The sequence below is a fragment of the Bacillus cereus group sp. BfR-BA-01331 genome, from assembly GCF_022663915.1.
Classification (GTDB): Bacteria; Bacillota; Bacilli; order Bacillales; family Bacillaceae_G; genus Bacillus_A; species Bacillus_A mycoides.
In genome coordinates, this window is sequence record NZ_JAKUGJ010000002.1 from 134111 (window position 1) to 157166 (window position 23056).

Genomic DNA, 23056 nt, shown 5'->3' on the forward strand with positions numbered 1-23056 from the left:
ATACTAGACAAACGAAGGAAAAAGAAGAAAAAATGTCCAAACAACAAGTGTTTGGACATTTTGAAGTTTTCTATATTAGAAACGTTTTGCTAATTCGCGTGCACTTGCAATTGCTGCTTCTTTAATGTCTTGTGCTTTTTCAGGATTTGCATTCATTCCTTCAACTGCAATATATTCAGTGTCTGATACACCCATGAATCCTAATACTGCATTTAAATGATTGCGACCGAAGTCCATAGATGCGTATGCTCCTTCAGAGTAAACGCCGCCTGTAGCTTGAATATGAAGTGCTTTTTTTCCTTCTAGTAAGCCAACTGGACCATTTTCAGTATATTTGAATGTTTTACCTGCGATTGATAAGTTATCTAAGTATGCTTTCACTACTGCTGGGTAGCTGAAGTTCCACATTGGAGTCACGAATACATAACGATCTGCATGCATAAATGTTTCTAAGTTATTGTTCATTGCTGCAACTTTTTGTTGCTGATTTTCACTTAAAGCTTCGAATCCTTCGCCTGCTGCAAATTTACCCCAAGCAGCGAATACGTCTGCATCGATTGCTGGTACAGTTGTATTGAATAAATCAATTGTTACAACTTCGTCTTGTGGATGTTCGTTTTTATATGCTTCGATGAAAGCTTCCCCTACTGCCATACCGAAAGAACCTTCTGCTGAATTTGGATTTGCTGTAATAAATAGTACTTTTGTCATTGTATTATCTCCCTTTTTCTAATTTATCTTTAACTCGAGACTTATTATTTTATAGTAAATAACTTACCTTATGTAAGTATAATACAAAAAGTTTTAATGACTGTCAATAAAAATAGCTACTTTTTTTTCGTAAGTTAATAAGTTATATTATTTCAGTTAGTTTTTGTATACAAATATTAAGGTTTTAATCAAATAAAAAACTATCTCCATATTTCATGGAGATAGTCTTCTTCAATTACTACTTTTGAAAAACATGTTTCACTTTTTCAGCCGGAATATTACTTCCACCTCTACCTTTTACATCTTCAATCATCATTGTAATGACCATATCAGGTGAATTTAAATCAAACGCAGCGAACCAACCTAGTTCTTTTCCTTCTGCCTCTTTTGATACTTTTAATTCTGCTGTTCCTGTTTTACCAGCAAGGGTCATACCATCAATTTTCGCAATTTTCCCCGTACCATCTGGATCGTTAATTACTTTCGTTAAAGCCGTTTTCAATATATCTTGATTTTCTTTAGAAATCACATTCTCTTTCCAAGCTTTTGGTTGTTTATCTGTTTTAATAAGATATGGCGATGGAATCTTTCCATCATTTACAATCGGTGCATACGTTAAAGCTAAATGAAGAGGAGTCATTAAGACTTGTCCTTGTCCATATCCTGTATCTGCCATTTGAATATCATTTTTTATGCCATCATTTGCGATTTTAGAAGCTGGGAATCCGTATTCAATTGGTAATTTCTCATCAAATCCGAATTTTTTCGCCTCAGCCATAAATTTATCTTTTCCAATTTTCAAAGCTTCTTGTGCGAAATAAATATTATCCGAGTATTTCATTGCCTTATCAAAATCAATCGGATTTGCATCTTTTACACGTGTTACGTAATAATTGCCCCAAGAAGAATCTTTCGTCCATTTCAGTCCTTCAATTTTCAATTCTTCTTTTGGATCGATTGTTTTTGTTTCAAGACCAATTGCACCTGTAATTGGCTTAAATACAGAACCTGGTACCGATAATTGTGTAAATCGATTCGTCATCGGTTTTTTCGGGTCATTATTCCAAGCCTCGCGTTGTGCTTTTGATGTTCCTCGTGCAATTAAATTAGGATTATAAGCTGGACTACTTACAAGAGCAATTGTTTCTCCACTTTTCGGATTAATTGCCGCACTTGAACCAGCTTCTCCCTTCATTTCATTATACGTTTTTTCTTGAACAACACTATCGATAGTTAAAGTTACATTTTCTCCATCAACAGCATCTGTTTTCGCTAAATTTTTAATTTCTTTTCCTTGTGCATCTTCCATGAAGACACGGCCACCTTTTTTCCCGCGTAGCTGTTCTTCCAATACTTGCTCTAATCCAGCTTTACCAACTGGATCATCTGCTTGATAGCCTTTCTTTTGAAGCGTCTTTAAATCTTCAGCATTTACTTTTCCGATATAACCAGTTAAATGCGCTGCCGCTTCTCCTAACGGATATGTACGAACATTTACTGGTTTTGTTGAAACACCTGGTAAATCGATGTACGTATTTTGCGTTGCCCCATCAGGTAAAATTCCAATTGGTACGAGATACCCTGGTTTTACCCATTTAGCAGCTAGTTTTTGATCGATTTCTTCTACAGACATATTTAACAACTTCGCTACTGTTTCTTTCGTTTGCGGAGCAGTAGCGTCTAATTTTTCTGGAACGATTCCGATCTCAGAAGCTTTCCCATTCGTCGCAAGACCTTTTCCATTACGATCGTAAACTTCACCACGTTTTGGTTGCGTCGTTTGCATACGCACTTTACTATCTTTTGTCATGCCAGGGAAAATAAAATCAGGAGTCCAATCTATTTTCCAAGATTCTTTATCTCCATCTTTTTCTTTCACCATTTTTGCTTCATGGCCAAAAGAGATATTACCACCAACTGTATCCATACTTACTTTAAAAGGAACAGGGCCGTTCTCTTTCTTATCCTCTTTTACTTCGCCAGTCTCTACTTTTAAGTTTTTCACTTCTATACCTGCATAAATTTTTTCATATTTCTCTGTGAAATCTTTTTTAGAAATATTCTTTTTTGCATTTTCTGATAATTGATCATACATATCAGCAAATTTTTTCTTATTCCATGCTTTTGCATATGTATCAAACGCTTCTTGTGGTTTTTCTTCTTTACCGCATCCGACTAGCATTAATGCAAAGCAAAGAAAAAGAATCCCCCATATTTTTCTCAACCGATTCTCCTCCTCTTTCTATATGAATACTTTTGAAAATTTTAGCATTTTTCACATGCTACCTTTCATTATAGCACTATTGAATATCATCTATAAACTTACATTTATAAATACAAATAAAAAAATTGATGCGAATACTCACATCAATTTTTATTATTATTGTTGTTTCTCGTATACATGGTAATAATACGTATACGGATTTTTTTCATCCGTTAAACCTTTTTCTACAAAAATCTCTTTCCAATTTGTCATATCCATTTCTGGGAAGAATGTGTCCCCTTCAAATGCGTGGTGGATTTTTGTTATATATAACTTGTCTACATAAGGTAAAAAGAGATCATAAATTTGCGCTCCGCCAAAAATAAAAATCTCTTCTTCATTTTTACATAGTTCAAACACTTCCTCTACAGTATGAGCTACTTCGCAGCCTTCTACATGATACCCTTCATTACGAGTTACAATAATATTACGTCTTCCAGGCAATGGTCTACCAATTGCTTCATAGTTCTTTCTCCCCATAATAAGTGGGTGACCCATCGTCGTTTTCTTTACATACTGTAATTCACTCGGTAAACGCCAAGGTAAGTTATTATCTTTACCAATTACTCTATTCTCGTCCATTGCGACCATAAATGAAACAATCATCTTGTCATCTCCTCTACAATTACACTGCAACCGGTGCTTTAATTGCTGGGTGCGGATCATATCCTTCAATCGTTAAATCTTCCATTTCAAAATCAAACACAGATTTTACATCTGGATTTAATGTAAGTTTCGGGAATGGACGTGGTTCACGTGCCAATTGCTTTTCTACTTGTTCAAAATGATTTGTATAAATGTGTGCATCTCCAATTGTATGAACAAATTCTCCTACTTCAAGACCACATTCATGTGCAATTAAATGTGTTAAAAGTGAATAGCTTGCAATGTTAAATGGAATGCCAAGGAATATGTCACCGCTTCTCTGATATAACTGACAAGAAAGCTTTCCATCTGCTACATAAAACTGGAATAGCGTATGACAAGGCGGTAAAGCCATACTTGGTACATCTTCAGGATTCCAAGCAGAAACAATTAGCCGGCGTGAATCTGGTGTTTTCTTAATCATTTCAATTACATCTTTTAATTGATCAAGTGTCTCACCAGCTGTCGTTTTCCAAGCACGCCATTGCTTTCCGTATACGTCTCCTAAATATCCAAATTTCGTTGAGAATTCATCGTCTTCTAAAACGTTCTTTTTAAACAATTCCATTTGCTCATCGTATTGCTTCTTAAATTCCTCATCTTGTTGTGAGCGAAGACCGAAATCTGTCATATCAGGGCCAGTATACTCATCGCTTTCTACCCAGCTCTTAAACGCCCATTCATTCCAAATATTATTATTATGTTGCAATAAATAGCGAATATTTGTATCACCTTTCATAAACCAAAGCAGCTCACTTGCTACTAGGCGAAATGGCACTCTCTTTGTCGTTAATAGAGGAAATCCTTTACTTAAATCGAAACGCATTTGATATCCAAATACAGATACAGTACCTGTCCCTGTACGATCTTCTTTCTTCGTACCGTGCTCCATTACATGACGGCATAAATTTAAGTATTCATATTCAACATGTTTCATATGTAGAAAAACCTTCTTTCAATCGTATATGAGATTTATCATAACATGAAAAACAGCGAATTTAATAATCCAAATTAATAAAAATTCTTTCAATATTTCTTACAAAATTATTAACTTTCAATATTAAAAAAGGTTTTCACTTTTCTATTACAGAAAGTATAGTGCGGAACATAAAATTTATATTTGGAGGTTGGAAGCATGTCTAAAATCAAAACTCCTGTTTTAAGTACGTTACAACATAAGGTTCAAGAGATGATGAAAGATTTACACGTTCCTGGCGCTGCTGTAGCTGTTATAAAAGACGGTGAAGTTATTATTTCGGAAGGTTTCGGCTATCGTAATATAGAGACAAAAGAGGCTGTTACACCGAGTACTCGGTTCGCAATTGGTTCCTCAACGAAAGCTTTTGGCACACTTTCATTGAGTTTATTAGCACAGCAAAAAAAGTTTACTTGGGATACTCCTGTCCAGACTTATATACCTAACTTCTCTTTATCTGAACTACTTGCTAGCTCACAAGTTACAGGACGAGATTTGGCTTCCCATCGTACTGGGGTAAGTCGTCACGATGCTCTTTGGTACAGTTCTTCTTTAACTCGAAAAGATATAGTAGAAAAAATAAAACATTTATCACTTGATGCTCCGTTCCGCACAGCATTTCTTTATAACAACTTAATGTATGCGACAATTAGTTATATTGTGGAAAATATTACGAATCAAACATGGGAGCAATACGTTACAGAACATATTTTAGAGCCTTTAAATATGAGGCATACAAACTTCTCTGTTACAGACTCACAAAATACAGATGATTATGCTTTACCTTATATTGAAAATGACGGTGAAATAAAAGAAATTCCATTCCGAAATATCGATACAGTTGGAGCGGCTGGATGTATTAATTCTACCATTGAAGATATGGTAAAATGGGTTTTGCTTCATTTAAACGAAGGAAAAATAGAAAATCATGATTTGATTTCTACTGAACTACTCCAAGACATGTATACACCACACACTCCAATCCCGGATCAGCCAATGTTATCAACGAGTGAATCACCATTAAATAGCTATGGACTCGGTTGGTTTATTAGTGCTTACCGCGGTTATAAAATGATTCATCACGGCGGTAATATTGATGGGTTTTCTGCACTTGCGTCATTTATGCCAAACGAAAATATCGGTATTATCGTACTAACAAATTCTGGACAAACTTTACTTCCTACTTATATTACAAAGCATATTTACGATGAACTTCTCGGACTAGAATATATCGACTGGCATGAACGTGCTGTAGAAGATAGTGAAAAAATGAAAGAAATGATGAAAGAGGCAACTACATCACTTCCCGAACCAATAAAAGGGACTACCTCTTCTCATGCATTAGATGACTACACTGGAACTTTTGAGCATCCCGCTTATGGAACACTGAAAGTATACAAACAAGATGATTTCCTACATGTACAATTTATGGATATGGAATTTCAGCTTAAACATCATCATTACGACATCTTCTCAGCATCAATTAGTTTGTTCCAAATGAAAATGGGGCTTTTATTCGCTTATGATATGAATGTAAATGGTGAATTCCCGACTCTTCAATTACACGTACCTGCAACTTTAAGTACTCAGCCTCTTACATTTACGAAAATTAAATAACAAATTAAATAGAGGGAAGATTACTCTTCCCTCTATTATTTCGGAATTAGAAATTCACCTTGCAACCAATCCTATTATTGAATTTAATAAATGAAATGAGGATAACCCAAATGCTAAATTATTTATCGTTTTCTGACAGAAGACTCCTTCCTCAAAAATGTGAAGGTGTGAAACACCAATTTTAGGTGGGAGAGGAATGTCAGTAGGCGTAAGCCTACGTTTTTTTGTATACTGTAGATATACGATGAAAAAGTGAGGTGCAACCTATGTTAGTAAATAAAGCATATAAATTTCGTATCTACCCGAATAAGAAACAAGAAATATTAATTGCTAAAACAATCGGTTGCAGTCGCTTTGTATTTAACTATTTCCTTGCTCTTTGGAATGATACGTATAAAGAAGCAAGAAAAGGGTTAACCTACTTTTCTTGCTCTGCCAAGCTTACTCAATTAAAGAAGCAACAGGATACGATTTGGTTAAAAGAAGTAGATAGTATCGCTCTTCAATCCACATTAAAAAACCTCGCAGATGCTTTTTCACGTTTTTTCAAGAAACAGAATGATATGCCTCGATTCAAGTCTAAAAAGAATACAGTTCAATCCTACACAACTAAGCAAACAAACGGAAATATTGGAATTGTAGGCAACACAATAAAATTACCGAAACTTGGCCTTGTTCGCTTTGCTAAAAGTCGTGAAGTAGAAGGGCGTATCTTGCATGCAACGATTCGTCGTAACCCAAGTGGTAAATACTTTGTATCTATCTTTGTTCAAACAAGCGTACAAGAAATGCCTAAAACTGATTCCACTTGTGGAATTGATGTTGGATTAAAAGATTTTGCCATTCTTTCTGATGGCACAACATACAAGAACCCTAAATTCTTCCGTACATTAGAAGAGAAGTTAGCGAAAGCACAACGTATCCTTTCTAGAAGAACAAAAGGTTCTTCGAACTGGAATAAACAACGTGTGAACGTTGCACGAATCCATGAACATATTGCAAATGCAAGAGCTGATTACTTACATAAACTTTCTACTGAAATCATCAAAAACCACGATGTTATCGGTATGGAAGACTTACAAGTCAGTAACATGCTCAAAAATAGAAAGCTTGCAAAGCGATTAGTGAAGTATCTTGGTCACAATTTCGGACTATGTTGGAATATAAAGCAAAATGGTATGGCAAACAAGTTGTTATAGTATCTAAAACATTTGCTTCTAGTCAATTATGCTCCAATTGTGAATACAAAAACAAAGACGTTAAAAATCTAACCATTCGTGAGTGGGATTGCCCTTCTTGTGGCGCACATCACGATAGAGATCGAAATGCAGCACTCAATCTTAGAAATGAAGCAATTCGTCTCTTAACCGTAGGAACTACGGGGATAGCCTAATGAATTAGAAACCGTTAGGTTTCTGTACTTAGGAAACTCCCACTTCAAACAGTCCGTGAGAATGTTAAGTGGTGAGTAGTTCAACAAAACAGCTTAATGAACAAGCCATGCATTAATTATTATATTCCCTCAAAGGAAAAGACTTTCTTATTACCGATTCAATGAATGTGGAAGAACATCATTATTATTTGTGCGTTTATTTTTCTTATCTTTCCATATAAATTTTTTCAAACACATAAAAACAGTAACTGAAATAGCGACTCCAACTGTAACATCTGAAGCAAAATGGGCTCCTACCACAATACGACTCATTGGTACTAGTATCTTATTAGTTGGTTCATATAAACTATTGGATATTTGTAAGTCTGTAAATGCAAAGATACATAGTAAAATAGCGAAGCTGGAAATTAATATCACTTTTCTGTTTCCCATCATTTCTCCTACTTTCCACTATGCTTTAATATAAAATTCCCCATCTCAATTGCTAAATCTTCACTTTGAGGATAGACACCTACATTATCTCCATAAGCGTGCCCTAAACCACGATAAAGGACTGTTTCAGTATCCACTCCTTTTTTAGTCAATTTAGCTGCATACGCTAAACATTCTATCATTAAAAAATCATGCTCTCCTACCGTAATAAATGTACTTGGATAGTCCGGGGATACATCAACATATGGACTTAAATACTTAGAATGAATTTCTTTCGTACCAAGTACTTCTGACATACCTCCAACCATTGAATGCATTATATTAAGCATTTTTTCTAATCCTTTTTTATACTTAGGAGCAATTTCATATTTATCTATACTCCAAGAATAAAATTCATCTTCATAGTCACACATATTAAGTGTAGGATACAAAAGCAACTGTCCCTTCACGTACTTCCTACCATCTTCCATATCTTTAGTTGTACAATACTGTGTTAAGTTCCCTCCTGCACTATCACCTGCCACAAAGATATTATTCTTATCCCCGCCTAATGTATCAGCATTTTCATAAATCCACTTTAAAGTAGTGTAGCAATCTGTATGCCCAGTTGGAAAAGGATTTTCCGGAGCTAATCGATAATCCACAGAAACGGCTAGTATATCTGTTTTTTCTACTATCAATTTCACAAGTTCTTCTACTACATCTGGTGATCCTGCCATAAATCCACCACCATGAATAAAGTATAAAACTGGCGCATTCTCTTGTTTAGAAACACTGTTATAAATTCTTATCGGAATATCATATCCATCTTCCGCTTTCACTGTTTTATGCGTAATATTAACGTCTTTAGTGACAATTGGAACACTCTTAATTCCATTAAATTGTTTTCGCATATTCCTTACTGATTTTTCAGAAGCGTCCATTTTCATCATATTTTTAGGCATAAACCTCATTACATTCATTTGAACCTTCGTGTCCTTGTAAAGACGTGGATCCATCGCTCCTTTTTCATCACAATCTGGTATGTTTTTTACTAAAACTTTCGCCCCCTGTACATTGATGGTTTCTTGTTTTTCTTGCATTTTTTCTAATAAGTCTAAGTCATATTTTCTAGTCATCTAATATTTCTCCCCTCTAAATTCAAACGCTTTCATTATTCAGGATTATATAACTTCCCGTTTACTAAATAAAAATACGTTCCATGTACAAAATGTACCATGGAACGTATTTTTATTGTTGTTCATATTTGATTCGATTATTGTCATTTTTTGATATGATATTTTTCCTATACTGTAATGGTGTATATCCGTATTTTTCTTTAAACTGTGAAATAAATGATTTTACATTTGGAAATCCGTGTTTTACTGCTATATTTTGTATAGAATTTGTACTATTAATAATATCTTCATAAGCTTTATAGAGCCTGTATCTCGTTAAAAAAGTGGTGAAATTTGATCCGAACGATTTTTTGAACATACGGGAAAAATGTTCTTCACTTACAAAAAAATGTTTAGCTACATCTTTCAGTTTAAGTTCTTCATCATAATGTTTATAAATATACGTAATCATTTCTTTCTGTTTATTTCCAAGTTGATAATTATTGTCTATACTCTCTCCATCTTTGCAATATCGCAATAGAATATAAACAATTTCATAAATTAAACTATTAATTTTTATGTAACTTAAATCATCAGAATTTGTGACTAACTCCTTTAATTCATAAAATATTTGCTGGAGGTTAGTTTTCTGAACAACTAATTCTTTTATATTAAATCTATATTTATCAAAATCTCCATTTACCTCTTTAAGAAACTCATAAGAAATAATTAACATCATTACTGCACAACTTGTATTTTCAACTTTTTCGAATTCATGAACATCTCCACTATTCACAAAAATAAATTCGCCAGCGGATACTTTCTTTTTTTGCCCATTCACATACAAGAAAACTTCTCCAAATACGACTAGACTAATTTCAATACTTCTATGCCAGTGAGGAGGAATATAATAGTGAAAACCAGTAGGTAACATTGTGTCCTCTATATATTCAACCATTCCTGGAATTCTATCGCGTAATTTTATTTCTTCATATTTGCCTTGCCTGATTTTCAATAGTCCACCCCCTTTTTATATTATAAAGTAGACGTCAAGGTTTTCATTCCTTCATAAAAAACTACATATATAGTATGTAAAGAGACCGTCTCATGAGTTATTTACAAATAGCAGGTGTGAGATTTCCCACCTGCTATCCTTATTTTTTATTCATCATTTCACTATCAAACCAGATTGGCTTTGATAATTCAAAGTTTTTATGATCCTCTAAAACTATAGTAAGACGTTCTAACGTATCATCTAACATATGCGGTGCTGCTCGTAAGGACCAGACAACTGATGAGAAAACTGTCATGCCAACGTACACCGCATATAATTTCCAGAACTCCTCTGGTATTCTCCCATTAAAGTATCCTTCTATTTGTCCGATTGAATATGGAATACTAATGTCCCTTGCAAATAGTGCTATTTTTACGAAATCATGAAGTGGGTCGCCCCAGTCGTAGCCATTAAAATCAACAACACCTACATATTTCGCATCACGTACAATTATATTTTCTAAATGAAAATCATCGTGTTGAAATCGATTTGGGCGGTTCTTTAAATATTTTTCATTTTCATCTATAAACTTTATGATTTTATCATCATTTTTAATTTGTATTCCGCATGTTTTATATGCCTCTACATATTTTCGATGTTTTTTCATTGCTCTTTCATACCATGGGAGTATATCCTTAGGAGCTTCATGTGTATGCATTTTTGCTAAGTCTTTTCCTGCTGCTATACCAATATCATATTGTTCTCTTGGCATATATGTAGTCAATAGCTTCTTAGCATCTTCTCCTTCTAAATATGAAAAAATACTATAACATAAATCTTCTTCCTCCAATATACCGAGTTCAATTGGTCTTTGAGCCTGCACGTTACGTTTTACCATTTCATTTAAAATTTGAAACTCTATTTTTTTCCTATCATACTCTTTTATATCACCTGTCCGTAATAAATATTTTTTATCATCACTAGTCGTAATAATATATTTTTTATCAGGTGAGAAACCTTTAGAGATTTCTTCAATATTTGCAGCATCTTTTACTATTTGTATATTGTTTTTCCACGTTGTAATTATCTTCATGTCTATTCTCCTTACATTTCTGTATTCGGTGTATACGCAACCTCTACAATAAAGCCCTTCGGGTTATAAAAGTCTATTGTATAGTAACATCCGAATAATGATTCATTTCAATTGGACCACGTATAACCTTCACCTTATTGCCAGTAAGAAACTTTGCTACCCAAAATTCAATATGATGAATACCTGCTCAAAGTTTATTTATATTAAGAATGTGCCGCCTGTACTACTTGCACAATTTCCCCTGGCGTATTAACCATATAATCTGGCGCGTCTCCTTTTACTGTCTCAATTACGTCATACCCCCACGAAACCCAAATGACATTCACACCAGCTTTTTTACAAGCTGCAATATCACGTTGTTCATCACCGACATACAACATATCTTGTTCTGTTAGCTTTTTCGACTTTAAAAATCTTTTAATCATTTTATCTTTACCAAACAAATTTTTAGAACAATACACTTCTTGAATATTTTCTATGCCATTACTATGTAAAAATGCCCTAATATGCTCTTCTGAGTTCGAAGATATAACCGCAATCCCGTAGCCTTTTTTATGTAATTCATCTAATACATCCTTCATCCCATGGAATAAAACGAGATCTTTTATGGCAGGTTGATATAATTTATAAAACTCTAACGCCAATATAGGAAGTTTATAAAGTGGTACATCGAGTTTTTTACATCTTTCAAAAATAGTCAATTTTCGTAAAGGCTCAATTTCTTCCTCACTAACTGTCTTATATCCATGCTTTTCAGCAAGTTGATTATAAATTGGTACAAATATATTTTGTGAATCTACTAATGTGCCATCAAAGTCAAAAACGATATATTTTTGCATCCCCATACTCCCTTTTTTCTTTTTTCCTAAACATATGTTATTCAACAACATAAATGTCGTATCCTTTCATAAAGAAAAAAAGAACAAGATTTCTCTCGTTCTTTTTAAGACAACCATTTCGGCGGTACATTCGTATTCCAATAAATATTTCCTAACTCATGGTGTCCTGAATATCCATCATCAAAACGATGATAGTGGAAATTAAAATAATATCCATCTTGCGGTGGATGATCTCTCCTCACATGAAATCGCAGTAAGTCATTTCCTGATTTTGTGTCATAAACATGAAAAATCTTTTCATTATTTCCACCAGCTGGTTTTTGAGAAATCGCTAATGATTGTAACGATTCTTCTGGCACATCATTTGCAAGTTCCGCAATTGCCTCTTCAATTTTAGGTAATACAACATCTTTAAATTCATCTTCAATTACAGGCCCAATTTTAGAGCCGAATTTTTGCATAGATTGCTTCTCTGCTTCTTGCATCGCATAGTTAACAAAAGTATCGGTGGTTAACCTATCATTTGTTTCTTCATATGTATAGGACGTACTCTCCAAATTTTGTTGCCCAGCTGTGCTCGTAGGCTTGTCCGCAGCTTTGGCATTATCAAGTAATATGGAAGGAGGCGTCACTAAACCAAACGTAAATACGGTAATTAATGCGACTAAGGTTTTTCTAAACCAATTTGGCATTTATGTTCCCTCCCCTTTCACTCATTATATTTTATATAACGGTTGTTTCTTCTATTATACAAAATGATTGTAATTTTTGCACTTTACAATTTTGTTAACGTTCACATATTTTTCACTTGAATATGAAATTGTAAGATTTCATACACTATAAATACAACAACAATGAGGGGGCAATCAGATGACTTTAGATGTCGTGTACTCAGCCGCAAGCATACTCCTTTTAGTATATTTTATTTACCAGTGTGTTACAGACTAGAAAAAGAGCCATTTCCGGCTCTTTTTCTATGGTAAAAATACAATCCAACCAATGAATACTATAAAAATAACCCCAATAATTATTGCTGGCAATAAATAAAACTGTGAGAGAATGACTGTTCCGTACATAAATACGACTGGAAGGAGCAAATAACGATCCGCCTTCCACCTTAATAATAGTAATTCTCCTTCATCACAATATAAATGTAGAAACATTTTCTTCGTAAATTCATTCCAATAATCACGCGCATAGCGAGAAATAGCAACTATAGCAAATACAAGAATAATAGCTGTTATCCACTGCGGAGTCACGATAATACTTACAGTGCTTATACATACAATTTGAACATAAAACATTAAAGCACTACTTGTACGCAAAAATTCTTTTAAAAAAGCTTCTACAATACGCGAATCAGAATTTTTTCCTAATATCTTTTTAGACCGAGGGAACATCCACGGTTTTTTATTCGAACTACTCGGCTTCGCAGCATGACCACCAACTTGCATAATCCCTACAGTCCAGCGCATACTTTCTTCTTTTTCTTTCTCAACTTCTTTAAAAAAGAAATTTTTATAATTCATCTTTTCTTTTACTAAGACTACAGTAAGTACAGCTACTAGGCCGGTAAATAATATGAAATACAATGGATTTTTAAAAATGAAAAATACACTCATTCCAAAATAGACTAAACTTAAAGAAAATATAACATCTTTTATAATCAATAAAACCCATCGTTTCCCCACACGTACATTTATGAATCTCGTCAACAACGATAGCATAAATCGAAAAACAGTAAAGAACATCCAGAACAGTACGATTTGTATAATTGTCGCTCCCGTACTTTTCATCAGTATAGGCAGCATAATGAATACTACAATTGCGTTCGTTATTGCAATCCGAATTAACGTATATATCATGCCAAGCTTCATTAATTTTCGCATATGATTTGGGTACGAAATTAAAAATAAACTATCTGCTTGTTCAAAAAATGAGCGAACTCCTCTTGAAAATGTGACAAAATAAAACGCGAGTAAACCTAACCCAAAATAAATGGTCTCTTCCATCGATAATTCTTTCATCCATAGTGAACGATAATAGATCCCCGCAAATATAAGTGCTGGAATAATAATATATAATGCGACTGTCCAATCTGTTACAGAACGAATCGCTTTCCATTTTCTTTGCAATTCATGACGTAACCTTTTATTAAACTGTTGTTTAATCATGTTGTTCCCGCCTTACAATTGCATCGAAACAATCTAACAGTGTACTTCCTGGCATTTCTGCTAACGATTGGATCGCCTCTAAATGCCCATCTGCTACTAACGTACCTTGCGAAATGAGTAAAAATCTTTCACAAATTCTTTCAGCTGTATCCAGTACGTGCGTACAAAGTAAAATTCCGGCTCCTCGCTCTTTTTCTTTATATAAGTAGTTCAAGAATTCTTTCGTAGCTACTGGATCTAAACCAATAAAAGGCTCATCAATAATATAAAAATCTGGCTCTGTTAAAAATGCTAATATAAGCATCGATTTTTGTTTCATACCTTTTGAAAACTTTGATATGTATTCGTGTATATGTTTTTCCATTCGAAACGTATGTAATAATTCCCTTGCTTTGTCCTCCCAATTTCCTACTTTATTTCCACGAGCAGCCATTAACAATTCAATATGCTCCCATAAAGTTAAATAATCATAATAAGTGGGCTGCTCCGGTACATAGGCATATGGATTTTTCTTTTCACCAAACGAAATTTCACCATCCATATTGACAAGCAAACCGAGTATCGATTTAATTGTCGTACTCTTTCCTGCACCATTTGCACCAATAAGAGCCACTAACTCTCCTTTTTCAATTGCAAATGCAATATCATGAACTGTCTTTTCACCAATTTCATATCCGGCTGAGCGGATATTCACTTCTAGCATACATTCCCCTTCTTTCCATTTACAATACAATCAAGGAAAATGATAACATATCCCTCCTAATATAGTATTATATCATTTCTAAAATATTTGTTTCGGTAGCAGGAAAAAACATACTTTAACAGAATATTTAATGTTTGAAGATTTTAAAGTAAATGGGGTTGATCATATGTCAGTTCAAATTCGTGAAGCGACTATAGATGATATAGATTCACTTTGTTCTCTTACAAAAGAATTAAAAGGATCCTCTATCTCTAATGAAGATATGAATAATCGTTTACAATTCGTAAAAATGAGCCCTTTTGATTTTTTATATGTTTATGAGGAAGAGAATACTATTTTTGGATTACTAGGATTTCGTATACGTGAAAATTTAGAAGATGTAACTCGTTATGGAGAGATTTCAATTATTAGTGTTGATTCTACAATACGTCGTAAAGGTATTGGACAAGTGTTAATGGACTACGCAGAACAATTAGCAAAAGAGCATAACTGTATTGGTACTTGGCTTGTTAGTGGAATGAACCGAAAAGAAGCACACCCCTTCTATGAAAAATTGGGCTATGAAGTGAATGGGTATCGATTTGTAAAACATTTTTAAACTACTGGTACAAAGAAAGGACTATAACTATGAAAAACATTGAAGCAATATTCATTGATCGTGACGGAACAATTGGCGGTGATACTACAATACATTATCCAGGTTCTTTCACGTTATTTCCTTTTACAAAGGAATCTTTACAAAAGTTAAAAGCTCAAAATATTAAACTATTCTCTTTTACGAATCAACCAGGTATCGCGGATGGAAAAGCAACTGCGAATGATTTTGTGCAAGAATTAAAAAGGTTTGGTTTTGATGATATTTATCTATGTCCTCATAAACATGGTGGCGGATGTGAATGCCGCAAACCGAGCACAGGTATGCTCTTGCAAGCAGCGGAAAAACATGGGCTTGATTTAACAAAATGCGCTGTAATCGGTGATCGCTGGACAGATATTGTTGCTGGGGCAAAAGTAAATACAACGACTATATTAGTTCAAACTGGTGCTGGATATGATGCTTTACATACGTTCCGAGATAAATGGGCACATATTGAACCAAATTACATCGCAAAAAACTTTGAAGATGCTACAAATTGGATTTTAAATCATCGATAAAAAAATTAAATGAGACGTCTTCACTTTGAAAACGTCTCATTTAACTATATATATTTCAAAAAGTTAATTCATAATGGAAATAACGATTATCTCTTAAATATCCATTTTCAGCATATAATCGCTGTGCTGATAAATTATCAATCTCTGTTTGTAATTTTACACCTTTTGCACCATTTTCTAATGCAAATTCTTTTGCAGCTTCTAACAATTTTTTACCTGTTCCGGCTCCGCGCTTCGCCTTTTGTACAAACAGATCATTTAAAATCCATAACTCTTTCATCGAAATAGAAGAAAATGATGGATATAGTTGCGTGAACCCGATATATTCTCCATCTTCAACTGCCACGAAAATAATGGATTCTTTTCTCTCGATTCGATTTCGTAAAAATACTTTTGCTCCTTCAATATCGGAATCTTGTCGATAAAATACGCGATAGTTATTAAAAACAGATGCTAGTCCATCTAAATCTGCAATTGTTGCCTCATATATTCTCATTTTGTTTTATTCCCCTTCCAATATTGTTTCATAATATCCGTTACCCATTTAGGCTGTAGAATTTCTTCTTTCGGCATAAACTCTTTCATTATCGGCTTTATATCCAATATAGGGGTGCCATCAATAGCATCTAACCCCTCGACAATAATTGATTTGCCTTCTCTTTTGATCACCTTTACAATTGTAGCTCCTATGCGATTCGGACGATTTTTCCCGCGCTGTGCAAAAATGCCTACTTTAGGATAATCATTATTATTTCTAGGATGTCTAGCAAAATATTGAATTTGTTCATCAGTTACTTTATGAAAATAAAAGACAACTTCAATATGAGAAAAATCTTCAATCCCTTGTATACTTTCCTCTGTATACATATCAGTTAAAGTAATATAGGATCTTACTTCTCCCCACTCATCATCTTTTATTTCCTTTCTTTCATTATGTACAAATGCGATTGGCTGAACTGAAAACATCCGCATTCCCCCTTAAATGTAACCACTTACATTATAAAATATTTTCTGAATGTTTTCCAGACAAACGAGTTAAGTTTACATAATATAATTACAATCTATTATGTAAAGCGAAATTGACTGCTTCAATCGCGTGTATATGCGTTGTATCAAATATTGGAACTGATATGTCTTCCTGTTTTATTAATAACCCTATTTCTGTACACCCTAATATTATTCCTTGCGCCCCTTTTTGCACTAACTCTTCTATAACTCTTTTATAATACTCTCTAGATTGAGATGTTATCTTTCCTAAACATAATTCTTTGTATATTACTTCATTTATTTTTTCTCTATCTTTTCCTAATGGTACTATTACTTTTATATCATTCTCTTCTATACGTGATTTATAGAAATCTTGCTCCATCGTATATTTTGTTCCAAGCAGACCAACCGATTGAATACCTTTTCTATTTATTTCTTTTGCAGTTGCATCCGCGATATGTAATACTGGAATGTTAATATTCTCCTTTATTTTCTCAACTACTTTATGCATTGTATTTGTGCAAATGATTATAAAGTCTGCTCCTCCTTTCTGCAATGAATACGCCGTATTCCCTAATACTTCTCCTGCTCCATCCCAATCTCCGCTAGACTGGAATCGTTCAATCTCTTCAAAATTCACACTATTAATCAGACATTTTGCTGAATGTAATCCACCTAATCTACTTTTTATTTCTTCATTTAAAATTCGATAATATTCTGAAGTTGATTCCCAACTCATACCACCTATAAGACCTATCGTTTTCATAGTAAAACACCTACCTAAACTATTTTTATAAAACTAATAACAATATTTTATTATGTATATTATACACAATAAAACAAGACTTTAAATTTATAATATAAAGTCTTGTTTTAACTATTTCCAAGGAAATTTTATTATAATATTCTGAAATTAAACCCCTGATGTTTTTATAGAATCTTCATATTGATAATTAAAACACTCCCGATACAACTGTTTGATTTCATCATAAGAAGGAACTCGTGGATTATTTCCTGGGCTACCACTTGCAATTGCATCTTTCGCCATTTTAGAAATAGCATTTTCAAATTCAACTTCGTCAATTCCGTATTCTCTTAAATTAGGAATACGAAGATCAAAACAAAGTTTCTTAATTTCAGCAATCGTGTAGTTCGCTACTTCTTCATCAGAATGAGAATACAAATCTTTGTTTAAGCTACGTCCTACTTCTGCTAACCTTTTTATTGCACTCATTTTTGTAAACTCTAAAACTGTAGGTAATAGTATTGCATTCGATATTCCATGTGGTACATGGAATAATGCTCCCACTGGACGGGACATACCATGCACTAATGTAACAGATGCATTTGAAAAAGCAATCCCAGCTTGTAATGAAGCAATCATCATTGCTTCCCTTGCTTCCATATTATCTCCATCTTCATATGCGATACGTAAATATTTCATAATGCTTTCAATAGCTGAAAGAGCAAGAACATCTGTAAGAGGTTGTGAAACTTTAGAAATATAAGCTTCAATTGCATGGCATACTGCATCTACTCCCGTTGCTGCAGTAATATGAGGTGGTACCGAACTTGTAAAAATCGGGTCTATTATAGCAACATGAGGGATAAAGCTTGGATGTTTTATCATCATTTTCACATCTGTTTTTTTATTTGTAATTACTGCTACACTTGTTACTTCCGATCCAGTACCAGAAGTCGTAGGGATTGCGATTAGCGGTAGTGGATTGGATTCTATTTCTATATCCTTTTGGACGTAATCTTCAATTTCTCCACCATTTGTATATAACACTGCTACTGCTTTCGCAGCATCAATACAGCTTCCTCCTCCAATACCTATGATAAAATCGCATTTTCCTTCTTTACAAATAGATAACGCTTCCAATATGTGTAAATTTGTAGGCTCAGTGTTTACTTCATTGTACGTAATAACAGTAATCCCTTTCGCATTTAAGTGATCCACACATCTTTCAACATAACCCAAACTCTCCATAATTGTATCACTTACAATAAAAGCCCTTTTCCCTAACTTTCTTGATTGATCCCCTAGTTTTTCAAACGAATTTCTCCCATATAATACAGACTTCGGCATACGAAACTCAGCAACTTCTTGCAAGTACTCCACCCCTTCTATCTATAATAAATATTTGCAACTACTCAGCCATGCATTTCATTCAGAAGTTTGATAAAGTCTATTATTCCAGTTAAAATAAGCCCCCTTATTAACTATAGAAAGTTGTTTTCATTTTTCAGCATATAGATTGCTGCCATGAAGATAAAAATGGGCCTACACCTTACTACCTTTCTTTGTTTTAAAACTTTGCGCGTGGCAGGAAAGGCCCTGACCGCTCCTATAAATATCCAGGTCCTCTCTTGGCCAACTAAAAAACTTTTCTGCCTGTTTTTCATAGAGTGACTGAGTAGTTACAATAAATATTTTATTATGTAAAATATCAATCTAATAAATATTTTCTTTTCGTATATTAACTAGTATTAATAGATCCCTGTTAAAGTATAGAATGCGATGACTGCAAATACAGCAATCGTTTTCAAAATTGTAATAGCAAATATATCCTTATATGACTGTTTATGTGTTAATCCTGTTACCGTTAGAATAGTAATAATTGCCCCATTATGTGGTAATGTATCCATTCCGCCTGATGCCATTGATACAATGCGGTGCATAACTTCTAATGGAATGTTATATTGCGTTGCTGCAGCAATAAATTTATCACCCATCGCACTTAACACAATTCCCATTCCGCCTGATGCTGAACCTGTAATTCCAGCTAAAATATTCGTCGTTACTGCCCCATTTACTAATGGATTCGTGAAAGTTGCAGAGATGCTATCTCTCATTATCGCAAAGCCAGGAAGTGCGGCAATAACACCACCAAATCCAAATTCAGCTCCTGTATTCATTGTTGCAAGTAGCGCTCCACCAATACTTGTATTCAATCCAGCTTGAAATCCAGTTACTACTCGTTTCCAATATAATAAAAGCGTTGATAAAATCCCTATAATAAGTGCCAATTCTACAGACCAAATCCCAACTACCGCACTTAATTCAACCTTTCCAAATGCTTTCATACCAATAGCTGAGAAATCAAAGCCATCTGGATACCACTTTGGTATCATGATTGTGAAAACTTTATTCATTACACCTACTAAAATAAGTGGTACAAACGCAATTACTTGCTGTACTCTTGTAATTTCAATACTGCTTAATATCGGCATATCTTTTTGTTCTAATTGCAAAGATGCTGCCATTTCAGAATTCCCATCGTTAAAACCAAAATACCCTTCTCCTGCTGCTTTTGCCTTCTTACGCTTACTCTCTAAATAAAGTAAACCTAACGTTAAAACAAAAATTGCTCCTAAAATACCAAGTATCGGTGCTGCATAAATATCAGTTTTAAAAAAAGTTGTAGGTATTACATTTTGAATTTGTGGTGATCCAGGAAGCGCATCCATTGTAAATGTCGCTGCTCCAAGAACGATTGTGCCAGGGATTAAACGTTTTGGAATATCCGCTTGTCGAAACAACTTAGCCGCAAAAGGAAATATAGCGAACACCACTACATACACACTAACACCGCTATACGTTAAAATAGCTCCCATTAAAACGATTGCTAAAATTGTACGTTTTTCTCCAACTAACTCTACAATCGTCTTTGCGATGGAATCAGCGATTCCTGACATTTCTACTACTTTCCCAAATATTGCTCCAAGTAAAAACACTGGGAAATATAATTTGATAAATCCTACCATTTTCTCCATAAAAATATTTGAAAAGAAAGGTAATACAAAACTAGGCTCTGTCAAAAATACCGCAAATAATGCAAAAATCGGTGCGAATAATATTACAGAAAATCCTTTATATGCTACAAACATGAGTAAACTAAGTGCTAATAAAATAATAACTAGCTCCAATTATAACCCTCCTTTTAAACTGAAAATTCAATCTTTTTATGACGAACTTTTACTCGTATTTCGAACCCTTTTATTTCATGACATTCCTCCTCTTTTTATCCCGCTATTTGCGGGCAGTAAGACTCCCACCTTAAAATTCAGCAAATGTGCAGAAGCTAGGCGGGATATCAACTGCTCGTAACAGCCCGATTGGTCAGGGCTGTTACTCAGTGCCGGATGGACAAAACTTCCACTAATTAAAGTTTTACTTTATTACAAATTTTTCATGCTAAAATTGTCTAATTATAGTATTCGATTACATATGTAAAATCCCTTTAAACAAAAACGATTTCATCGCCATATGTTATAAAGGGATTTCTAGGTTCTATTTCTATAGTTTTATCGTACTATTCTCTATACAAAAGCTTTGTAACTCTTCGACATCTTTCACTATATGAATCGCCCCAGCATCACTCAATTCATTCTCATTACCATATCCATACAATACACCTATTGAAGCAATTCCGTTACTGTTCGCACCGATTACGTCATGCTTTCTATCACCAATCATCACCATTTCTTCTTTTTTGAGTTCTTCATTTGTTTGTAAAATATGAGCAATTATTTCTTTCTTTTTTATTCTTGTCCCATCTAAATTACTCCCAACAATCTCCTCAAAAAAAGATGTTAACTGAAAGTGCTCTATTACTTGTTTCGCAAATACAGTAGGTTTTGATGTTGCTACAAACAAACGATTATCAGCATCCTTTAATTCTTGCAATAGGGTTGTAATTCCATCGTATACTTTATTCTCTAATAAACCACTTTGCTTTAAATACTCCCGAAAGTAAAACACTGCTCGTTCTACTTCTATTTCGTTCATATTATATCTATCTACAAAAGATTGTTGTATTGGTGGGCCGATAAATGAATCTAACTCGCTTATATTTACTTCTTCAATCCCGATTTTTTCTAACGCGTATAGAACAGAATTTATAATCCCTTCTTTCGGATCCGTTAATGTTCCATCTAAATCAAATAGAAATGTTTTATACATATTTAATTCCCCCACTGATTTTATATGTACCCCATTAAAGCCATGCTCCTACTTAGCCCTTTACTATACTATCACCATTTAACTTTTCAGAAAATTACTTTTTCTTATCCTTATACTTTCAGTTACAAAATCACAAAAGATATGATAAAGTGAAAAAGTTATACTCAATTTAATAGAAACTGGTGAATCAAATGTCAATTACATTAATTTTTATAATGGCTTTCACAATTGTTATCCACGCGGTTGAAACTAGCTCTTATAGTATTCGATTAGCTGGTGTTCGTTTAAAAAAGATTGTCGTTGCCTTATCCATCGTAGGAATGGTACTACTTATTTCAAGAACATCTAACTTACTACAAGCTTTTTTAATTGGTGGTATTGTCGATGAAGCAAAACTAGATTCTTCTATTGATTTAGAGCATATTATACGGCTCGTTCTATTATCGGCTTCTGTCGGTACATTGCTCGCGATTATACTCTACCCAACTTTGACAAAGCTATTTGGATACGTTATTCAAAACTTTGAAACGGATGGTTCATTCATTCGAATGATGAAAACAAATAACATTCAAAAATTAAAGTACACAAAAAAATATGTACGCTTTCCAAAGCTTGAGATGATTCATCGAATGCGTATTGGCGGAATTCCGAAGCGAATTATGCTTATTAATATGTTTGCCACTGCCATTTATACAGCTGGTGTTCTTTCCGCACTATATGCTTCTTTTTTAAATCCGACTTATGCAACAAATGCAAGTACAGCTTCTGGCCTTGTGAATGGTTTCGCCACTATTTTATTAACAGTGCTACTCGATCCACGCATTGCCCTTTTAACAGAACGTGCTTTACAATCTGAAAAGGGTGCTGAGGCAATGAGTAAAATGTATGGTTGGCTAATGATATCTAGACTTTTCGGCACATTATTGGCACAACTACTATTTGTACCAGGTGCTTACTGGATTTTATGGATTATTGAACTGATGCATTAATTTACTAGAAAGGTGAATA

22 protein-coding genes and 2 pseudogenes are annotated in these 23056 nt (G+C 34.0%); 5 read left to right on the forward strand and 19 right to left on the reverse strand.

The features are described from left to right. Nucleotides 1-75: 75 nt before the first annotated feature. From MR155_RS04915 to MR155_RS04930, 4 genes are all read right to left on the reverse strand, one after another. Nucleotides 76-711, reverse strand: coding sequence for an FMN-dependent NADH-azoreductase (locus MR155_RS04915; RefSeq protein WP_012260865.1), 636 nt, complete (start codon nucleotides 709-711; stop codon nucleotides 76-78). A gap of 238 nt (nucleotides 712-949) precedes the next feature. Beyond that, complete coding sequence (gene pbpC, locus MR155_RS04920; protein WP_219302162.1) at nucleotides 950-2935, reverse strand: penicillin-binding protein 3; 1986 nt, start codon at nucleotides 2933-2935, stop codon at nucleotides 950-952. A gap of 156 nt (nucleotides 2936-3091) precedes the next feature. Beyond that, the gene (locus MR155_RS04925) at nucleotides 3092-3580 is read right to left on the reverse strand and encodes a dihydrofolate reductase (protein ID WP_000637202.1); all 489 of its coding nucleotides are present in this window, start codon (nucleotides 3578-3580) and stop codon (nucleotides 3092-3094) included. 19 nt (nucleotides 3581-3599) lie between these two features. Continuing rightward, nucleotides 3600-4556, reverse strand: a complete 957-nt coding sequence (locus tag MR155_RS04930; protein WP_113937776.1) for a thymidylate synthase — start codon at nucleotides 4554-4556, stop codon at nucleotides 3600-3602. A 198-nt stretch (nucleotides 4557-4754) separates the two neighbouring features. On the opposite strand from MR155_RS04930, the gene MR155_RS04935 reads away from it, so the two are divergent. Together MR155_RS04935 and tnpB are read left to right on the forward strand one after the other, a co-directional pair. Then, complete coding sequence (locus tag MR155_RS04935) at nucleotides 4755-6212, forward strand: serine hydrolase (RefSeq protein ID WP_242308471.1); 1458 nt, start codon at nucleotides 4755-4757, stop codon at nucleotides 6210-6212. Nucleotides 6213-6478: 266 nt separating this feature from the next. Continuing rightward, a pseudogene (tnpB, locus tag MR155_RS04940) lies at nucleotides 6479-7605 on the forward strand (IS200/IS605 family element RNA-guided endonuclease TnpB). A gap of 150 nt (nucleotides 7606-7755) precedes the next feature. Here tnpB and MR155_RS04945 read toward each other — a convergent pair. The 9 genes and pseudogenes from MR155_RS04945 to MR155_RS04980 form a co-directional block, all read right to left on the reverse strand. Then, the gene (locus MR155_RS04945) at nucleotides 7756-8037 is read right to left on the reverse strand and encodes a phosphatase PAP2 family protein (protein WP_002085886.1); all 282 of its coding nucleotides are present in this window, start codon (nucleotides 8035-8037) and stop codon (nucleotides 7756-7758) included. Nucleotides 8038-8045: 8 nt separating this feature from the next. Next, a complete protein-coding gene (locus MR155_RS04950; protein ID WP_242308474.1) occupies nucleotides 8046-9155 on the reverse strand; it encodes an alpha/beta hydrolase in 1110 nt (369 codons plus the stop codon). A gap of 112 nt (nucleotides 9156-9267) precedes the next feature. Then, nucleotides 9268-10149, reverse strand: a complete 882-nt coding sequence (locus MR155_RS04955) for an AraC family transcriptional regulator (RefSeq protein ID WP_242308476.1) — start codon at nucleotides 10147-10149, stop codon at nucleotides 9268-9270. A gap of 139 nt (nucleotides 10150-10288) precedes the next feature. After that, complete coding sequence (locus tag MR155_RS04960; RefSeq protein WP_242308478.1) at nucleotides 10289-11221, reverse strand: aminoglycoside phosphotransferase family protein; 933 nt, start codon at nucleotides 11219-11221, stop codon at nucleotides 10289-10291. 11 nt (nucleotides 11222-11232) lie between these two features. Further along, nucleotides 11233-11381: pseudogene (locus tag MR155_RS32425) on the reverse strand (VOC family protein); the annotation flags it as partial. Between the two features lie 43 nt (nucleotides 11382-11424). Continuing rightward, nucleotides 11425-12060, reverse strand: coding sequence for an HAD family hydrolase (locus tag MR155_RS04965; RefSeq protein WP_181150751.1), 636 nt, complete (start codon nucleotides 12058-12060; stop codon nucleotides 11425-11427). Nucleotides 12061-12164: 104 nt separating this feature from the next. After that, on the reverse strand, nucleotides 12165-12752 hold the full coding sequence (locus MR155_RS04970; RefSeq protein ID WP_002012605.1) for a YpjP family protein: 588 nt from the start codon (nucleotides 12750-12752) through the stop codon (nucleotides 12165-12167). Between the two features lie 282 nt (nucleotides 12753-13034). Then, a complete protein-coding gene (locus MR155_RS04975) occupies nucleotides 13035-14234 on the reverse strand; it encodes an ABC transporter permease (RefSeq protein ID WP_002189481.1) in 1200 nt (399 codons plus the stop codon). Next, the gene (locus tag MR155_RS04980; protein WP_219302155.1) at nucleotides 14227-14937 is read right to left on the reverse strand and encodes an ABC transporter ATP-binding protein; all 711 of its coding nucleotides are present in this window, start codon (nucleotides 14935-14937) and stop codon (nucleotides 14227-14229) included. Before MR155_RS04980 ends, MR155_RS04975 begins: the two co-directional genes overlap by 8 nt. Before the next feature lie 166 nt (nucleotides 14938-15103). Here MR155_RS04980 and MR155_RS04985 point away from each other — a divergent pair, with 166 nt between their 5' ends. Together MR155_RS04985 and MR155_RS04990 are read left to right on the forward strand one after the other, a co-directional pair. Beyond that, complete coding sequence (locus tag MR155_RS04985) at nucleotides 15104-15535, forward strand: GNAT family N-acetyltransferase (protein WP_201033108.1); 432 nt, start codon at nucleotides 15104-15106, stop codon at nucleotides 15533-15535. A 29-nt stretch (nucleotides 15536-15564) separates the two neighbouring features. Beyond that, nucleotides 15565-16092 carry an HAD-IIIA family hydrolase gene (locus tag MR155_RS04990; RefSeq protein WP_242308480.1) on the forward strand — a complete coding sequence of 176 codons (528 nt, stop codon included), beginning with the start codon at nucleotides 15565-15567 and terminating at the stop codon, nucleotides 16090-16092. A 55-nt stretch (nucleotides 16093-16147) separates the two neighbouring features. On the opposite strand, the gene MR155_RS04995 is transcribed toward MR155_RS04990, so the two are convergent. The 6 genes from MR155_RS04995 to MR155_RS05020 all read right to left on the reverse strand — a co-directional run bounded on the left by MR155_RS04995 (nucleotide 16148) and on the right by MR155_RS05020 (nucleotide 22048). Then, on the reverse strand, nucleotides 16148-16588 hold the full coding sequence (locus MR155_RS04995) for a GNAT family N-acetyltransferase (RefSeq protein WP_002085894.1): 441 nt from the start codon (nucleotides 16586-16588) through the stop codon (nucleotides 16148-16150). Then, on the reverse strand, nucleotides 16585-17058 hold the full coding sequence (locus MR155_RS05000) for an SAM-dependent methyltransferase (protein WP_002085895.1): 474 nt from the start codon (nucleotides 17056-17058) through the stop codon (nucleotides 16585-16587). The genes MR155_RS04995 and MR155_RS05000 overlap by 4 nt, the downstream gene beginning before the upstream one ends. Nucleotides 17059-17146: 88 nt before the next feature. Next, nucleotides 17147-17845 (reverse strand): aspartate/glutamate racemase family protein, encoded by a 699-nt coding sequence (locus tag MR155_RS05005; protein ID WP_219302153.1) that lies wholly within the window; start codon nucleotides 17843-17845, stop codon nucleotides 17147-17149. Between the two features lie 147 nt (nucleotides 17846-17992). Then, nucleotides 17993-19195, reverse strand: coding sequence for an iron-containing alcohol dehydrogenase (locus MR155_RS05010; RefSeq protein ID WP_242308488.1), 1203 nt, complete (start codon nucleotides 19193-19195; stop codon nucleotides 17993-17995). A 377-nt stretch (nucleotides 19196-19572) separates the two neighbouring features. Further along, entirely contained in the window at nucleotides 19573-21012 is a 1440-nt protein-coding gene (locus MR155_RS05015; protein ID WP_113937769.1) for a GntP family permease, read from the reverse strand. Nucleotides 21013-21382: 370 nt separating this feature from the next. Next, a complete protein-coding gene (locus MR155_RS05020) occupies nucleotides 21383-22048 on the reverse strand; it encodes an HAD family hydrolase (protein WP_219302151.1) in 666 nt (221 codons plus the stop codon). A gap of 191 nt (nucleotides 22049-22239) precedes the next feature. Here MR155_RS05020 and MR155_RS05025 point away from each other — a divergent pair, with 191 nt between their 5' ends. Beyond that, nucleotides 22240-23037, forward strand: coding sequence for a lipid II flippase Amj family protein (locus tag MR155_RS05025; protein ID WP_061673890.1), 798 nt, complete (start codon nucleotides 22240-22242; stop codon nucleotides 23035-23037). Nucleotides 23038-23056: the final 19 nt, after the last annotated feature.

Excerpts from the sequence above, each read along its gene's own strand:
- MR155_RS04965 (WP_181150751.1), bottom strand. The coding sequence starts at position 12,060 with ATGCAAAAATATATCGTTTTTGACTTTGATGGCACATTAGTAGATTCA.
- MR155_RS04945 (WP_002085886.1), bottom strand. The coding sequence starts at position 8,037 with ATGGGAAACAGAAAAGTGATATTAATTTCCAGCTTCGCTATTTTACTA.
- MR155_RS04995 (WP_002085894.1), bottom strand. The coding sequence starts at position 16,588 with ATGAGAATATATGAGGCAACAATTGCAGATTTAGATGGACTAGCATCT.
- MR155_RS04950 (WP_242308474.1), bottom strand. The coding sequence starts at position 9,155 with ATGACTAGAAAATATGACTTAGACTTATTAGAAAAAATGCAAGAAAAA.
- MR155_RS04935 (WP_242308471.1), top strand. The coding sequence starts at position 4,755 with ATGTCTAAAATCAAAACTCCTGTTTTAAGTACGTTACAACATAAGGTT.
- MR155_RS04990 (WP_242308480.1), top strand. The coding sequence starts at position 15,565 with ATGAAAAACATTGAAGCAATATTCATTGATCGTGACGGAACAATTGGC.
- MR155_RS05020 (WP_219302151.1), bottom strand. The coding sequence starts at position 22,048 with ATGTATAAAACATTTCTATTTGATTTAGATGGAACATTAACGGATCCG.
- MR155_RS04925 (WP_000637202.1), bottom strand. The coding sequence starts at position 3,580 with ATGATTGTTTCATTTATGGTCGCAATGGACGAGAATAGAGTAATTGGT.
- MR155_RS04975 (WP_002189481.1), bottom strand. The coding sequence starts at position 14,234 with ATGATTAAACAACAGTTTAATAAAAGGTTACGTCATGAATTGCAAAGA.
- MR155_RS05005 (WP_219302153.1), bottom strand. The coding sequence starts at position 17,845 with ATGAAAACGATAGGTCTTATAGGTGGTATGAGTTGGGAATCAACTTCA.
- MR155_RS04930 (WP_113937776.1), bottom strand. The coding sequence starts at position 4,556 with ATGAAACATGTTGAATATGAATACTTAAATTTATGCCGTCATGTAATG.
- MR155_RS04970 (WP_002012605.1), bottom strand. The coding sequence starts at position 12,752 with ATGCCAAATTGGTTTAGAAAAACCTTAGTCGCATTAATTACCGTATTT.
- MR155_RS05000 (WP_002085895.1), bottom strand. The coding sequence starts at position 17,058 with ATGTTTTCAGTTCAGCCAATCGCATTTGTACATAATGAAAGAAAGGAA.
- MR155_RS04985 (WP_201033108.1), top strand. The coding sequence starts at position 15,104 with ATGTCAGTTCAAATTCGTGAAGCGACTATAGATGATATAGATTCACTT.
- MR155_RS04980 (WP_219302155.1), bottom strand. The coding sequence starts at position 14,937 with ATGCTAGAAGTGAATATCCGCTCAGCCGGATATGAAATTGGTGAAAAG.
- MR155_RS05025 (WP_061673890.1), top strand. The coding sequence starts at position 22,240 with ATGTCAATTACATTAATTTTTATAATGGCTTTCACAATTGTTATCCAC.
- MR155_RS04915 (WP_012260865.1), bottom strand. The coding sequence starts at position 711 with ATGACAAAAGTACTATTTATTACAGCAAATCCAAATTCAGCAGAAGGT.
- MR155_RS04960 (WP_242308478.1), bottom strand. The coding sequence starts at position 11,221 with ATGAAGATAATTACAACGTGGAAAAACAATATACAAATAGTAAAAGAT.